The sequence below is a fragment of the Bacillus cereus group sp. MYBKT14-1 genome, assembly GCF_051915185.1.
Taxonomy (GTDB): Bacteria; Bacillota; Bacilli; order Bacillales; family Bacillaceae_G; genus Bacillus_A; species Bacillus_A cereus.
Map to the genome: position 1 here is coordinate 50,666 of NZ_JBQAEF010000003.1, position 16,438 is coordinate 67,103.

The following is a 16,438-nucleotide window of genomic DNA, read 5'->3' on the forward strand; positions in this document are numbered from 1 at the left end:
AACATAATAAAGTTGTTTTTTTAGATTGCTGAGGAAGGAGGAAGTATAAATGAGGATGAAGAGTCGAAAAACTGATTGGCCTGTATTTATTATTAGTGGTGGTTCACTTTTATTATTTGTAATTGCAGTTTTTTTGAACAAGGATTATGTAGAGAGTGCGATTAATAAAAGTTTCGCTTTTTCAATTAAATATTTCGGTGCCTTCTGGCAAGTTTTATTATTAGGTACATTTATTGTTGCGATGTGTATGGCTTTCTCCAAATATGGGAGAGTTAAGCTTGGGGGATTAGAAAAACCTGAGATTAGTACGGCAAAATGGCTTGCTATTATTATGTCTACATTACTTGCTGGAGGTGGCGTTTTTTGGGCAGCAGCAGAGCCAATGTATCATTTGATGACGGTGCCACCAATACATGATGGTATATCTGCTGGAACGAAAGAAGCAGTCATGCCTGCTTTAGCACAAAGTTATATGCATTGGGGATTTTTAGCATGGACGATTTTAGGTACAATTAGTGCGGTAGTTATGATGTATGGACATTATCATAAAGATATGCCGCTAAAACCTCGAACGCTTTTATATCCTATTTTTGGGGAAAAATTAAGAAAGAGCCTGCTTGGAACGATAATTGATGCAGCTGCAATTATTGCAGTAGCTGCAGGTACAATTGGCCCAATTGGATTTTTAGGTTTACAAGCAAGTTATGGATTACAAGAATTATTTGGAGTTTCTGATGTGTTTACTACTCAATTAGCAATTATTGTTTGTGTGGTGGCCGTGTCTACCATATCGGCAGTAACAGGTATTGATAAAGGGATTCAAATTATAAGTAATTTAAATGTTAGATTAGCAATTGTGTTAATGGCATTCATATTACTATTTGGGCCAGGTGGATTTATTATTGATTCGTTTGTTTCTTCGTTTGGATTTTATGTAAATGAGTTTATACCGATGAGCACATACCGTGGTGATACAAGTTGGTTAGGATCTTGGACAATCTTTTTCTGGGGATGGTTTATTGGATACGGACCAATGATGGCAATTTTAGTGAGTCGAATTTCAAGAGGGAGAACGATTCGAGAAATCATCGTTGCAATTGGAATTATCGCACCTATTATTACAACATTTTGGTTTACTATATTAGGTGGATCAGGCGTGTTTTATGAGTTGATGAATCCAGGGTCTATCTCGGACGCATTAAGTGAATCTGGTATGCCGGCAGCTATGATTGCAATTACAGGGCAATTGCCACTTTCTAATATTATTGGACCAGCATTTCTTTTATTAACAATTTTATTTGTAGTGACAACAGGAGATTCAATGGCATATTCCATTTCAATGGCAGTGACTGGAGACGGAGATCCTAGAATTAGTTTGCGAATTTTTTGGTCGCTTATTATGGGCGCAGTTGCAGCAATTCTTTTATATATGGGTGAAGGAAGTATTAATGCGCTACAATCATTTATCGTGGTGACGGCAGTTCCGGTATCAATTTTGTTATTCCCAATGCTATGGTTAGCGCCTAAAGTTGCGGGAGAATTAGCATTAAAACAAGGTATTGTAAAAGAAGAAGATAAAACTGCATTCTTATTTCAGAAGGCTAGTAAATCAAAATAAATAAAAACGTAAAAGAGGAAGCATCTTAAATGAGATGCTTCCTCTTTTACGTTTAATCTAATACTTTTCCCTTTGTTTCTGGTACACATAGTAGCATTGTAATTAACCCGATTGGGTAGATGATAAAAATCAAGGACAATGCTCCAAGTAGGTTGCCACCTGTAGCAAGTAAGCCAATAATAACAGGCCCAAATCCAGCTAATCCACGTCCTGTACCGAAAATAAAGTTTTCGGCGGTAGAGCGAGCTTCAGCAGGATAGTTTTCAGCTAAAATTGCTCCAAATCCTCCCATCATTCCATTTGCAAAGAATCCAAGCAATGCACTTCCCCATAATAATAATGTTGAATCTGTGAATAAGAAGAAGTAAATGAGACAGTATACTGTACCGCCAATATAATAGATTGCAAAAGTTTTACGGCGACCAATTTTATCAGCTAGAATACCAAAGATTGCAATTCCAATTAGCATACCGATGGTAGAAATGAACATCCAGCCACTTGCTTTTGCTAATGTATAGTTATATTTATTTGCTAAAATAGTGGGCATCCATGTGAAGATTCCGTAATATCCGAAGTTTTGGATGAACGACATAATAATAAGACCAATTGTTGTAATTGTTACTTTTTTATTGGCAAATAACTTTCGAAGTGGAAATTTTTTTATATGTTTTAGTTGTTCTGCTTCAGTAGTTGTTAATTTACCTGCAGCTTCTTTTTGCAATAGTTCCTTTTTGTAGCGTTGTTTTTGCTCCCATATTTTCGGTTCACTTAAACTTTTACGGACATAGACAGCTAGTAAAGCTGGAATTAATCCAAATAAGAAAACGGCTCTCCATCCAAAGTGTGGGACAATAAATGCTGGAAGGAGTGAAGCAATCAGTACACCAAATTGCCATCCAAGTGCAACAACAGATGTCGCTTTAGCGCGCATTTCTTTAGACCATGTTTCTGTTACGATGGCCATTCCGATTCCGAATTCACCACCAACTCCCATTCCAACTAAAAAGCGCAGAATTAATAATTGCCAGTAGTCTGTTGCGAAATAAATGAGTGCGGTTGCTAGTGAAAACAGTAAGATTGTGAAGGCCATTGTACGAATACGGCCAAATAAATCAGCAATAAATCCAAATAAATAAGAACCAATTAACATTCCTATTGTGGTAGCTAAAGTTAAGTTTCCACCTTCAACAGGACTTAAGTGAAACTCTTTTAAAATATAGACAAGTACGAAAGATAATAGCAACATATCTAAACCTTCTGCTGCATATCCTAGCGCAGAACCAAATAATGTTTTATATCTTTTCGCTTTTGTCTCCTCTGTTGTTTGTTGTACATCAGTAGTGACGTTCATTATTACTCCTCCTTATTTTCTACAGTCGCTATGGAAGAATAACAAAAGGCCTTCTCACCTGATATGATGAGAAGGCCAAAAAAGCATACGTATCCCCAAGAAAAGAACATACGTATATTGTATTCCGACTTCCTTCTCAACCTCACGGGGTTGGGTTAAAGGACTGTATTATATTACTTTATTTTTAGCACTCTTCTATATGTCTTGTCAAATAAAGAGGAAGTTATTATGTGTAAAATATTTCAAAAAACATTTCGTTCTTCTTGACGCCGACTTCATTATTTTCCCATAATAAAACTAACTAAATAAAAAGGAATGAATCAAAGATGCTAAATTTAGTACTCATGATGATTGAACGAGTCGGACTTATAGTTATTTTAGGATTTTTACTCTCTCATATTAAAACTTTCAGACGCCTCCTTCATAAACAGGATGGCTATGTAGATAAGCTTAAGCTTATTTGTATTTTTTCGGTATTTACAATTGTAAGCAATTACACTGGGATTGAAATAGCAGGAAATACGATTATGAATGAAAATTGGTTACAAGGTGTTTCATCATCGAGTACCATTGCGAATACACGTATTATGGGTGTTGGAATTAGTGGATTGCTTGGTGGTCCTATCGTCGGAATTGGGGTAGGATCAATTGCTGGTATTCACCGTTATATGCTTGGAGGGACGACAGCTCTAAGTTGTGCAATCTCGTCAATTTTAGCAGGTGTTATAACGGGGTATATTGGATACATTTTCAAAAAGTATAATCGTACAATTACTCCTAAGTTTTCAGCGATTTTAAGTGTTTTTATCGTTTCTTTAGAAATGATTATGATCCTATTAATTGTAGAGGATGGAATGAGCATTGTGAAAACAATTGCGATACCAATGATCCTTGTAAATAGTTTTGGAAGTTTTATTTTACTTTCTATGATACAAGCTATTTTGCGTCAGGAAGAGAACGCAAAGGCACTTCAGACTCATAAGGTATTACGTATTGCAGATAAAACGTTACCATATTTTCGCCAAGGCTTAACAGAAGAATCATGTAAGCATGTGGCACAAATTATTCACCGTTTTACAGGAACAGATGCGGTATCCTTAACAGATACAGAGAAAATATTAGCTCATGTTGGATTAGCATCAGATCACCATATTCCTTCACATAGTTTAATAACTGGTTTGTCGAAAGAAGTTTTACATACAGGGCAAATAATGAAAGCAAAATCACGTGAGGTCATTAATTGTCAACATGAAGGATGCCCTTTGCAAGCGGCGATTGTTATTCCACTAACTTCGCATGGAAATACGATAGGGACATTAAAACTGTATTTTAAAAATCCTAACCAGTTAAGTCGCGTTGAAGAAGAATTAGCAGAAGGGTTAGCAAAAATATTCTCCACGCAGTTAGAGTTAGGAGAAGCTGAGTTGCAAAGTAAATTACTTCAAGATGCGGAGATAAAAGCATTACAAGCGCAAATTAACCCGCACTTTTTATTTAATGCGATTAATACAGTATCAGCTTTATGCCGAACAGATGTAGAAAAAGCAAGGAAGTTATTATTACAGCTTAGCGTATATTTCCGATGTAATTTGCAAGGGGCACGTCAGTTATTGATTCCACTAGAACAAGAATTAAACCATGTACAGGCATATCTATCCTTAGAACAAGCAAGGTTCCCAAATAAGTATGAGGTAAAGATGTATATTGAGGACGAGCTAAAGACAACTTTAGTACCACCATTTGTTCTTCAACTATTGGTTGAAAATGCATTGCGACACGCTTTTCCGAAGAAGCAACCAGTATGTGAAGTAGAAGTGCATGTTTTTGAAAAAGAGGGTATGGTTCATTTTGAAGTAAAAGATAATGGACAGGGAATTGAGGAAGAACGTTTAGAACAATTAGGAAAGATGGTAGTTTCGTCAAAGAAAGGGACTGGAACAGCTTTATATAATATTAATGAACGTCTTATTGGATTATTTGGAAAAGAAACGATGCTTCATATCGAAAGTGAATTAAATGAGGGGACAGAGATTACTTTTGTTATTCCAAAAAAAGTAGGGGAGGAAGAGCCGGGTGTTAAAAGTATTAGTAGTTGACGATGAAATGTTAGCACGTGATGAACTAAAGTATTTATTAGAGAGAACGAAAGAAGTTGAGATAATTGGTGAGGCTGATTGTGTGGAAGACGCATTAGAAGAACTAATGCAAAGTAGACCAGATATTGTGTTTTTAGATATTCAATTATCCGATGATAACGGATTTGAAATCGCCAATATATTAAAGAAGATGAAAAATCCACCTGCAATTGTATTTGCTACTGCCTATGATCAATATGCACTGCAAGCATTTGAAGTAGATGCGTTAGACTACATTTTAAAACCATTTGATGAAGAGCGTATTGTGCAGACATTAAAGAAGTATAAAAAACAAAAACAATCGCAAATAGAAACGAAGCACGAAATAAAGGGGACAGATGTAACAGTAGAGATGCATAAATTAGCATTACCAATTGAAGAATCAATCGTACTTGTTAATATTGAAGATATTGTATATGTAGGACTTGTGGACGGAAAAGTGACAGTAAAAACAATGAGGGAAACATATGTAACACACGATACACTTGTGATTTTGGAAAAGAAGTTGCCGCAAGTAAGTTTCATGCGTGTTCATCGTAGCTTTATTGCAAATATTAATCATATTACTGAAATTCAGCCATGGTTTAACTCTACTTATAATTTAATTATGAAAGAAGGATCAAAAGTACCTGTTAGTCGTACATATGCAAAAGAACTCAAGAAGCTGCTTCGTATTTAAGAAGCAGCTTTTGTATTTCATCCTTTTATATTTGTAACTGATTCTGTATATTTGACGTTCCGTTATGTAAACGCTTACTTGGGCGGTTGTATCCTATACAATAAAGGTACCAAATCGAAAGAGGTGGCCAAAATGAGTACGAAAAAAGTATATAGTTTCTTATCACAAGCATTCATATTTTCAGCTATTATGTTAATTTCTAATATTATTGCAACACATTTACCAATTCCAATGCCTTCATCGGTAATCGGGTTAGTTATTTTATTTAGTCTATTATGTTTAAAAGTTATTAAATTGGAGCAAGTTGAATCACTCGGAACAGCTTTAACAGGTATTATTGGATTCTTATTCGTCCCATCAGGTATTTCAGTTATTAATTCTCTTGGTGTAATGGGGCAATACTTTGTACAAATTTTAACTGTAATTGTTGTAGCGACAGTTATTTTACTCGCTGTAACAGGATTATTTGCACAATTTATTTTAGGAAAAGATGAAAAAGAAACAGAAGATATAAAAGAATTGAAAGTAGTAAATAAAGGACGCAAGCACGGAAAGGTTGCGTAAACATTGTATTTATATATTGTTGGGAGGTAATGAACATGGCAAGCACAATGACTCCATATTTCGGAATCGTCGTTTCATTAATCGCATACGGAATCGGAACATTATTATTCAAGCATTCAAAAGGGTTCTTCCTATTTACACCATTATTCGTAGCGATGGTATTAGGGATTGTATTTCTAAAGGTAGGTAACTTTACTTTTGAAGAATATAATACTGGCGGAAAAATGATTAGTTTCTTCTTAGAGCCAGCAACAATTGCATTCGCTATCCCACTATATAAACAAGTTGATAAGTTGAAAAAATATTGGTGGCAAATTTTATCAGCTATCGTGGTTGGATCTATTTGCTCAGTAATTGTCGTGTTCATTGTTGCAAAAGCAATCGGTTTAGATACAGCAGTAATGAATTCAATGCTACCACAAGCAGCAACAACAGCAATTGCGTTACCAATTTCAGAAAGTATTGGTGGTATTCCAGCAATTACATCGTTTGCAGTTATTTTCAACGCAGTTATCGTATACGCATTAGGAGCATTATTCTTAAAAACATTTAGAGTGAAACATCCGATTGCAAAAGGTTTAGCACTTGGAACAGCGGGTCATGCATTAGGAGTTGCAGTAGGAATTGAAATGGGTGAGGTAGAGGCAGCGATGGCAAGTATTGCTGTAACGGTAGTTGGGGTTGTAACAGTAGTTGTCATCCCAATGTTCATGCCATTCATTGGATAGTAAAACTTACTTAAAAAATAAGAAAAGCAAGCTATTTGTAGAACAGATTTCTACTGATAGCTTGCTTTTTATGTTACAGTAGTGGTAAGACCTATTAAAAAATGTAAGTTTCCTTAAATCTTCATTAATACTATGTAGAATACGTTTTGAATTAGGTCATTGTATTGTAAAATAAGAAGTAGGCTACTATATACCTGGTAAGGTAGGCATATAATGAGTTTATAAAAATCTTAATATGAATGAATAATTAAAAGTAGAAAAGAGAGAGAAATCTACTTATTAACGTTTTAGTTTATAGGACAGGAGAGAGTATTCGTCGATTATGCAAATAAAAAACCTGTTTCAAAGCAAAGGATTTCAGAGGTTACTCGTATTAGTAATACTTGCTCTCGTGTTATACGGGCTGCAAAGTATGTTGAATTTAATATTAATTACGTTTATTCTCACGTATTTAATGGATCGATTCCAAAAGTTTATTTCACGCAAATTAGATCATTTCATGCCTATTAATCGAAAAATTATTATAGCATTTCTATATGTAATGTTAATTGGTGGAATTGCTATTACGCTATTTAAATATTTACCAGTATTGACGATACAAATTTCACAACTGATTTACCAATTCAATGTATTTTTAAGAAACCCACCAGATAGTGAACTAATTAAGTATGCAGTTAATGCTGTCAATCATATGGAGCTTTCTAAATATGTAGGACAAGGCGTAGACATTTTGTATAAATCGATTACGAATGTTGGTAAATTTGGCCTTCAAGTTTTACTTTCTTTAATTTTGAGTTTATTTTTCTTATTAGAAAAATCTCGTATTGTCGGTTTTACTGCAAAGTTTAAAGAAAGCAGGCTTGCAATTTTCTATACTGAAATTGAGTACTTCGGAAAGAAATTTGCACGTTCATTTGGAAAGGTAATCGAAGCGCAATTTTTAATTGCTGTTGTTAACTGTGTTCTTTCAGTTATCGCATTATGGATATTAGGATTCCCACAATTATTAGGTTTAGCGTTAATGATTTTCTTGCTGGGCTTAATTCCAGTAGCGGGGGTTATCATTTCGTTATTCCCACTTTGTATGATTGCTTACAATATTGGCGGTATCATGTACGTTGTTTATATTTTGGTTATCGTAACAGTGATTCATGCGCTTGAAAGTTACGTATTAAACCCGAAGTTTATGTCGCAAAAAACAAATTTACCGATTTTCTATACATTTATGGTATTAATCTTCTCAGAACACTTCTTAGGTGTATGGGGATTAATTATCGGTATTCCAATCTTCATCTTCTTATTAGATGTTTTAGACGTGACAAGTGATGAAATGGAGAAGGATGTTGGAAAAAATAAAGTGAAGTAAAGAAAAAGCATCGATGTTCGGTGCTTTTTCTTTTATAATATGATGTTTCTTATGCCATACTGTAAGCAGAACATAGAATAGGGGTGAAGTAATGGCTGTAAATGAAAAGATAGAATTGGCTACATTTGCTGGAGGGTGCTTCTGGTGTATGGTTTCGCCATTTGAAGAGATGGAAGGGATTATAAAGGTTGTTTCTGGCTATACAGGTGGTCATAAAGAGAATCCAACGTATAAAGAAGTATGTTCAGAAACGACGGGACATTATGAGGCAGTACAAATTACATTTGATGCAAATAAAATGCCGTATGAGGAATTGTTAAATATATATTGGAGACAAATTGATCCGACCGATATTGGTGGACAATTCCACGACCGCGGACAGTCTTATGAAACGGTGATTTTTTATCATAATGAAGAACAACATAAAAAAGCAGAGGCCTCAAAAGAAGAGCTTGAGCAGAGTGGACGCTTTTCAAAACCAATTGCGACAAAAATACTACCAGCAGCTACATTTTATCCAGCTGAAGAATATCACCAAGGATACCATAAGAAAAACACATTCCGCTATGAGTTATATCGTAAAGGCTCAGGACGAGATGCTTTTATTAAGCAACATTGGCCAAAGGATAATGCTCATTTAAAAGAAAAACTCAATGAGATGCAGTATTATGTAACACAGGAAAATGGTACAGAACCACCATTTCGAAATGAGTATTGGAACCATAAAGAGGAAGGTCTTTATGTAGACATCGTTTCAGGTGAGCCGTTGTTTACTTCTCTAGATAAATTTGATAGTGGATGTGGATGGCCTAGTTTTACAAAACCAGTGATGTCAGCAAGTGTGAAAGAAAAGATGGATGTGAGTCATAATATGACACGTACAGAAGTGAGAAGTAAAGAAGGAGATTCACATCTTGGGCACGTATTTCCAGATGGTCCAGGACCAAATGGCCTTCGTTACTGTATTAATTCCGCAGCTCTTCGATTTATTCCAAAAGAGGAATTAGAGAAAGAAGGATATGGCGATTTCCTAATCTTGTTTGGAAATAAAAAATAACCTCGCAGTTAGCGAGGTTATTTTTTTGTTATTTTGTTTTTTTCTTTTTAAATTTGCTTAATACTTCATAAACGATTGGAACAATAAGAAGTGTTAATAACGTTGAACTTGTTAATCCACCAATTACCGTTACGCCAAGTCCTTTAGAAATTAAGCCACTACCTTCAAATCCTAATGCAAGCGGGATAAGAGCACCGATTGTTGCAATTGCAGTCATTAAAATTGGACGAAGGCGTGTTGCACCAGCTTCTAATAAAGCTTCACGTGTTGATAGTCCTTCATTTTCCTTATGAATAACGCGGTCGATAAGCACGATTGCGTTTGTTACAACGATACCGATTAACATAAGCGCACCAATCATTGCAGATACACTTAATGTTTCACCAGAGATTAATAAGGCAACAAGAGCCCCAATAATTGTAAATGGTAGCGAGAATAAAATTGCGAATGGTGCTAGGGCACCACCAAATGTAACGACAAGAACGAAGTATACAATGGCAATCGCAGCTAACATCGCTAAGCCAAGTTGTTTGAATGATTCTTCAATATCTTTAGTAACACCGCCCATAGAAACATCTACACCAGAAGGAAGATCCATTTTATCTACTTCTTTTTGTACTGCAGCAGATGCTTTTGAAACGTCATCAGATGTTACTTTGGCACTAACCTCTGCATAAACACGTCCATCTCGGTGTGTTACTGTATTCGATGTTTCACCTTCTTTTACAGTCATAACATCTTTCACAGCTACTTCATTACCAAGTGGTGTTGTAATTTTGCGATTTGTTAAGTCATCGATTGTTTCATAATTTTGTTTTTCAGCTTCTACATATACATTGATATCTTTACCGTCTTTTTTAATTGTTGTCAGAACAGGGCGATCATGTTGATTAGAAAGTCCCATTCCAATTTGAGCAGCCGTTAAGCCCATTTTACTCAGCTTTTCTTGATCTGCGACTAAAGTGTACTCTGCATATGTTTTTGCAATACTAGAATCTATATCTTTTAAGTCTTTATTTTTCTTCATGATATTTTGAATATCTTTTACGACAGGCTTAATGTCTTCTGAGCTATCTCCATAAACGTATAGTTTAATTTCGTTACTACCGCCACTTGCTCCGAAGTCTTGGTTTTTCCATTCGCCTTTGCCAGACATCTTCTGTAAATCTTTAACGACTTGTTCTTTCTCTTTTTCAAAGTTTTTCGTGTCGTTATCATATTGCACGAAGAACATTGCTTGGTTTGATTGACCAGGACTCATTGGATTCTCTCCACCTAATGAGAACTGAATTGTTTTGACGTCTTTATTATCTTGGAAGTGCTTCTCAGCTTTTGTTGCAATTTTTTCAACGTCTTCTAACGTTTGACCTGGTTCAGGATTATATGTTGCAATAATCATTTTTTCTTCTTCAGAAGGTAAGAAACTTACACCGATAACTGGTACAAGTGCAAGACTACCAACTAATAGAAGGACAGCGATACTTGATGTAATAATTTTGTGATTTAAAGCCCATGCAAGTATGCGTTTATACCCATTTGCTAATTTACTTGGTTTTTCTTCATGATGTACTTCTTTTTCCCTCATGCTCTCTTTCTTAAATAAGGAATGAGCTAGCATCGGTACGATTGTAACTGCTACTAGTAATGATGCTAATAAAGCGAAGACGATAGTTAAGGCGAATGGTAAGAACATTTCACCAATCATACCTTTTACTAGTCCAAGCGGTAAAAATACAGCAATTGTTACAATGGTGGAAGACATAATTGGGATAAACATTTCTTTCGTAGCTTCACGAATTAAATCTTTTCCACGTAATTTCTCTTCTGATAACGACATACGTCGGTAAATATTTTCAATAACAACAATTGAGTCATCGACAACGCGGCCTATAGCAACGGTCATTGCTCCAAGTGTCATAATGTTAAGCGTAATATCCATTTGCTTTATGACTAAAACAGCAATTAATAAAGAAAGTGGTATTGAAACGACAGAAATTAACGTTGTTCGAATATTTCGTAGGAACAGCATAATAATAACAATCGCAAAGATAGCGCCGAAAATTGCTTTGCTCAGCATTGTTTCAACTGATTTTTCAATAGGTGCACCTTGGTCGAATGTTGAAATGATCTCTAAATCTTTATATTTTTTCTCAAGATCTTTTACTTTATCTTTTACTGCATTTACAACATCAACTGTATTTGCATCAGAGGCCTTCACAATTTGAATTCCAATTGCTTCTTTTCCATTTGTTCGAGAAATAGATTCTGCTTTCCCAACTTCTTTAATGTCAGCAATTTCGTCTAATGTAACTGTTGGAATCCCGTTCATAGCAGCTGGATTCATTTGCGGCGTTTGTGCACCAGCGCCAGCATTTTGACTACCTTGACCGTTAGGTGAGGAAGGTATAGCTGGGATTTTAAGTTCTTTTAACGCTTTAATCGTTGTAATATTGCCATCTACAACAACTGATTTTTCCGTGTCTTTAAATGTGTATAAGCCAAGTGGTAAAGATACATCCGATCCCTTAATCACATTTTTTACGGTATCTTCACTTAGTCCTAGTTCTTTCATTTTATCTTTCTTGAAGACAAGCTGTACTTCATCTACTTGTTGGCCAGCAATTTGAACAGATGCAACACCATCAAGTCCTTTTAATCCTGGTACAACATTTTTTTCTACATTTTCAGTTAAGGTAGCTAAAGATTCATTCTTACTTGCCACGCTTAACGAAATAACTGGAAAGGCATTGAAGTTTACTCGTGAAACTTTAGGATCTTTAACACCTTCTGGGAGTTTTACATTTGTGAGAGCTTCTTTAATTTCTGTTTCTGCTTTTTCCATATTTTTATCAAAATCGTATTCTACTTGAATAGAAGATGCGTTTTGAAAAGATGATGAACTCACAACGTTAACACCGCTTAAATTTTGTAGTTGTTCTTCCATCGGCTTTGAAACTTTATCAGCTACTTCTTCTGGTGTAGCACCAGGATAGACCGTAGTTACTGTCACAATCGGTGTTGTAATATCAGGGATTGTTTCCAGCTTCATATTGAGTCCAGAGTAGATCCCCGCAATAGTAACAATAATGGTTAGTAGCCAAACTGCGAACTTATTTTTTAACGAGAAATTGATGATTTTGTTCATGTTTGCGCTCCCTTTTTATTATATTGACCAACTGGTCAGTCTAATACATAATATAACTGACCGTTCGGTCAATCGTCAATAAAAAGAGATGGTATAATACATTTATAATAAGATGCGAGATTAAATTTAGGAGAGAAGATATGAAAGAAAAAGAGCGTTTAATTATAGAATCGGCTATGAAGTTATTTGCTACTAAGGGTGTAAATGCGACATCAGTGCAGGAAATTGTGACAGCTAGTGGTATATCTAAGGGAGCTTTTTACTTATATTTTAAATCGAAAGATGAGCTTTTATTAGCGACACTTCGATATTATTATGACAAAATCCAAAAGAAAATGCTGGATATTGAACAAGAGTCTTTATTACCACGTGAAAAATTTGCAAAACAATTACATTGTCAGTTTAATGATATACAAAAGCATAAAGAATTTATTATTATGCATGCGAGAGAAAATGCGATTCCGTTTAATAAAGAAGTAGAAGAATTTATGATGCGGATGAAGTTAGAGTCTCATGCATTTTATCGGAATAGTTTATTGTCCATTTATGGTGAAAAGGTTATGCCATATTTATTGGATTTAGTAATTATGGTAGAAGGCATATGCCGTGGGTATTTAGAATTAATTATTTTACAAGCACCAGAAATTGATTTATCGTATGTAGCTGCTTTTATTTTAAAAAGAGTAGATAATTTAGTAGATGGCTTAGTAGAATCTTCGGAAGAACCTATTTTACATGAAGAAAAGCTTGGAGAATTCCTTTGTAAATCAGAGCTTATTAAGGAACAAGTTAAAGAACATTTTTTAAAAGAGATTATTGTATTTAAGCGCACTTTAGCTGATCAATTAGAGGATGATGAGCTGTTGGTTACATTAGATGTTTTAGAGGCGGAAATACGATTGCTTAATCCAAGAATTCCGGTAATTAGAGGTATGTTAGCAAATTTAGAGGCGTATCCGGAATTAAAAGAATTTCGATTACGCCTTATAGGATACTACAATATAAAAAATTCTTAATAAAAATAAGTAAAAAACTCCTTGTCTACACAAGGAGTTTTTTCTTAAAGACTACTTACTATTTTGAGACCATTCTTCAACATCCCAAACTTTTGTGATCCAATCTTCATAGAAGTCCGGTTCGTGACATACAAGGAGAATTGTTCCTTTATATGCTTTCATAGCCTTCTTAAGTTCCGCTTTTGCTGTAACATCAAGATGGTTTGTCGGCTCATCAAATAATAGCCAGTTACTTTCCTCACCCATTAGCTTACATAAACGAACTTTTGCTTGTTCTCCACCACTTAATTGACTTAATGGGCGAGAAATATGTTCATTTTTTAATCCGCATTTTGCTAACATCGCACGAATTTGATGCTGGTCTAGGCCAGGGAATGTATTCCATACATCATCAATTGGTGTTATATTATCAGCTTTAACTTCTTGTTCAAAGTATGCAGGCTCTAAGAAGTCACCAAGACTTGTTTTACCGCTTAAAGGTTTAATTTTACCTAAGATTGTTTTTAGCAACGTTGATTTACCAACACCGTTACATCCAACAATAGCAATTTTTTCACCACGTTCAATCGTCATTGATAGCTTTGGTAGTAGAGGATGCGTATATCCGATTTCTACATTTTCACCTTCAAAGACGAAGCGACTACTTGCGCGACTTTCTTTAAATGAGAATTCAGGTTTAATCGCTGTTTCTGGGCGATCAATAAGTTCCATGCGATCAAGTTGTTTTTGACGACTCTTTGCACGACCTGTCGTTGAATAACGAGCCTTGTTCTTTGCAATGAAGTCTTCTTGCTTTTTGATAAACTCGCGCTGCTTTTCATAAGCGTTTATATGTTGATTTTTATTGATTTCTGCTAGTTCTAGGAATTTTTCATATGTCGCTGTATAGCGTGTCATTTTTGTGAATTCTAGATGGAAAATAACATCAACACATTTGTTCATAAATTCCGTATCATGAGAAATTAATAAGAATGCATGTGGATATTCTTTCAAATAATTTGTTAACCAATGAATATGTTCAACGTCTAAATAGTTAGTAGGTTCATCAAGCAATAACACTTCTGGCTGTTCAAGTAATAGCTTTGCAAGCAATACTTTTGTACGTTGTCCACCACTTAATGCTGAAACATCACGATCTAAACCAATTGCATCAATTCCAAGACCACGTGCAGCCTCTTCAATTTTCATATCTAGTAAATAGAAACCACCTGCTTCAAGTGCATCTTGTATTTCTGCCATTTGCTCAAGAAGTTCTTCTAGTTCTTCTGGTGTAGCAGTTCCCATTTTTTCTGTAACTTCATTTAAAGCTTTTTCCTTTTCGAATAACGGTAAAAATGCATCCGCTAGTACGTCACGGATTGTACGCCCAGGCGTTAAAACAGTATGCTGATCTAAGTAGCCATAATGTGTGCCCGGTGTCCATTCTACGCGACCTTGGTCATGAATAAGCTGACCAGTAATGATATTCATGAATGTTGATTTACCAACACCGTTTGCACCAACTAATCCAACGTGTTCACCTGCTAATAATCGCATAGATACATCTTTAAATAATGTACGATCGCCAAATGTATGTCCTAATTTTTCAACTGTTAATAAGCTCATAGTATCCTCCGTCCAACTTGAAATAGTACCTTGAATCATGATACTAAATTCTTTCATATAATGCCATCATTTCAAAATGTATATTTTTTCAAAAGAAGTGTTTGTAAATGTTAGTATATAAAAAAGTTACTTCTACCTACAGAAGTAACTTTTTGGTTATGCCTTTTGTTTAACTTCACTAACTTTCTTTTCAGCTACAATAAAATGCGGTCTACGTTTTGTTTCATAATAAATACGACCGATATATTCACCAATCACACCTAGGAATATGAGTTGAATACCGCCAATAAATAGTATAGCGGAAATGAGAGTAAAGTAACCAGGAACTTCCACACCACCAAGGATGATTTGAACGAACGTAGTGATTACGTATAAAAGTCCTAAAATGGTTGTTAGTAATCCGAGATATATAGATAGACGTAACGGTTTATTATTGAATGAAATTACACCATCAATTCCGTAATTTAATAATTTCGAGAAGGTCCATTTACTTTCTCCATCAGAACGTAATACATTTTCATATTCAATGATTAATTCGTTATAACCAATCCAAGAGAATAAACCCTTTGAAAATCGGTTGTATTCACTTAAAGACACTAAAGAATCCACTGCTCTTCGACTTAAAAGTCTAAAGTCACCAATACCATCTACTAATTCAATATCTACAAACTTATTCATCACCTTATAGTAAAGACGAGAGACGAAAGAGCGAACAGGTGAATCACCAGTTCTTGTTCTTTTTGCAATGACTTGGTCGTAGCCTTCGTTATATCCTTCTAACAATTCTTTTATTAACGTAGGAGGGTGTTGTAAGTCAGCATCCATAATAACAATTGCATCGCCTGTAGCATATTTTAAACCAGCTAACATTGCAGCTTCTTTTCCGAAGTTTCGACTAAATGATATGTAGTGTACCGATGAATCTGCACTAGCTAAATCACGTAAAATATTTAATGTATCATCTTTACTACCATCATTAACAAAAACAAATTCATAATCGGTAGTTAATTTATGAATTTCAAGAGAAGTCTCTGAATAAAAGGCACGAAGCACCTTTTCTTCATTGTAGCATGGTACAACTATTGAAAGGGTCATTTTTGACACTCCTTGTTTGTAGTGGGTTAAAACAATGTTATGCGTTTTTATATGAATCTATCCAATTGGATAGATTCAT

General features: G+C 35.0%; 12 protein-coding genes and 1 pseudogene. 9 read left to right on the plus strand and 4 right to left on the minus strand.

The window, feature by feature from the left end; all coding sequences use genetic code 11:
* Positions 1-49: 49 nt before the first annotated feature.
* Complete coding sequence (locus ACTFO4_RS10275; RefSeq protein ID WP_001242445.1) at positions 50-1,618, plus strand: BCCT family transporter; 1,569 nt, start codon at positions 50-52, stop codon at positions 1,616-1,618.
* A 52-nt stretch (positions 1,619-1,670) separates the two neighbouring features.
* Here ACTFO4_RS10275 and ACTFO4_RS10280 read toward each other — a convergent pair whose 3' ends face one another.
* Positions 1,671-2,969, minus strand: a complete 1,299-nt coding sequence (locus ACTFO4_RS10280) for an MFS transporter (protein ID WP_001103412.1) — start codon at positions 2,967-2,969, stop codon at positions 1,671-1,673.
* Positions 2,970-3,295: 326 nt separating this feature from the next.
* On the opposite strand from ACTFO4_RS10280, the gene lytS reads away from it, so the two are divergent.
* The 7 genes and pseudogenes from lytS (at position 3,296) to msrB (ending at position 9,498) form a co-directional block, all read left to right on the plus strand.
* Positions 3,296-5,065, plus strand: coding sequence for a two-component system sensor histidine kinase LytS (lytS, locus tag ACTFO4_RS10285; RefSeq protein WP_000933564.1), 1,770 nt, complete (start codon positions 3,296-3,298; stop codon positions 5,063-5,065).
* Positions 5,043-5,783, plus strand: coding sequence for a LytR/AlgR family response regulator transcription factor (locus ACTFO4_RS10290; protein WP_000921843.1), 741 nt, complete (start codon positions 5,043-5,045; stop codon positions 5,781-5,783). Before lytS ends, ACTFO4_RS10290 begins: the two co-directional genes overlap by 23 nt.
* 132 nt (positions 5,784-5,915) lie before the next feature.
* Positions 5,916-6,347 carry an antiholin-like murein hydrolase modulator LrgA gene (gene lrgA / locus ACTFO4_RS10295; protein WP_000104900.1) on the plus strand — a complete coding sequence of 144 codons (432 nt, stop codon included), beginning with the start codon at positions 5,916-5,918 and terminating at the stop codon, positions 6,345-6,347.
* Positions 6,348-6,382: 35 nt separating this feature from the next.
* Positions 6,383-7,075: an antiholin-like protein LrgB gene (lrgB, locus tag ACTFO4_RS10300; protein ID WP_000168869.1), complete on the plus strand. Its 693-nt coding sequence runs from the start codon at positions 6,383-6,385 to the stop codon at positions 7,073-7,075.
* Positions 7,076-7,397: 322 nt separating this feature from the next.
* A complete protein-coding gene (locus tag ACTFO4_RS10305) occupies positions 7,398-8,441 on the plus strand; it encodes an AI-2E family transporter (RefSeq protein WP_001166010.1) in 1,044 nt (347 codons plus the stop codon).
* A gap of 91 nt (positions 8,442-8,532) precedes the next feature.
* Positions 8,533-9,000 (plus strand): annotated as a pseudogene (msrA, locus tag ACTFO4_RS10310) (peptide-methionine (S)-S-oxide reductase MsrA); the annotation flags it as partial.
* Positions 9,001-9,045: 45 nt separating this feature from the next.
* Positions 9,046-9,498 carry a peptide-methionine (R)-S-oxide reductase MsrB gene (gene msrB, locus ACTFO4_RS10315; RefSeq protein ID WP_224201069.1) on the plus strand — a complete coding sequence of 151 codons (453 nt, stop codon included), beginning with the start codon at positions 9,046-9,048 and terminating at the stop codon, positions 9,496-9,498.
* Between the two features lie 28 nt (positions 9,499-9,526).
* On the opposite strand, the gene ACTFO4_RS10320 is transcribed toward msrB, so the two are convergent.
* The gene (locus ACTFO4_RS10320) at positions 9,527-12,643 is read right to left on the minus strand and encodes an efflux RND transporter permease subunit (RefSeq protein ID WP_440013621.1); all 3,117 of its coding nucleotides are present in this window, start codon (positions 12,641-12,643) and stop codon (positions 9,527-9,529) included.
* A 140-nt stretch (positions 12,644-12,783) separates the two neighbouring features.
* Between ACTFO4_RS10320 and ACTFO4_RS10325 the strand changes: the two genes are divergently transcribed.
* Positions 12,784-13,659: a TetR/AcrR family transcriptional regulator gene (locus ACTFO4_RS10325; protein ID WP_000659648.1), complete on the plus strand. Its 876-nt coding sequence runs from the start codon at positions 12,784-12,786 to the stop codon at positions 13,657-13,659.
* 51 nt (positions 13,660-13,710) lie between these two features.
* On the opposite strand, the gene ACTFO4_RS10330 is transcribed toward ACTFO4_RS10325, so the two are convergent.
* Both ACTFO4_RS10330 and ACTFO4_RS10335 read right to left on the minus strand, forming a co-directional pair.
* Entirely contained in the window at positions 13,711-15,264 is a 1,554-nt protein-coding gene (locus tag ACTFO4_RS10330; RefSeq protein WP_000055410.1) for an ABC-F family ATP-binding cassette domain-containing protein, read from the minus strand.
* 156 nt (positions 15,265-15,420) lie between these two features.
* A complete protein-coding gene (locus tag ACTFO4_RS10335) occupies positions 15,421-16,359 on the minus strand; it encodes a glycosyltransferase family 2 protein (RefSeq protein ID WP_000175826.1) in 939 nt (312 codons plus the stop codon).
* Positions 16,360-16,438 lie beyond the last annotated feature (79 nt).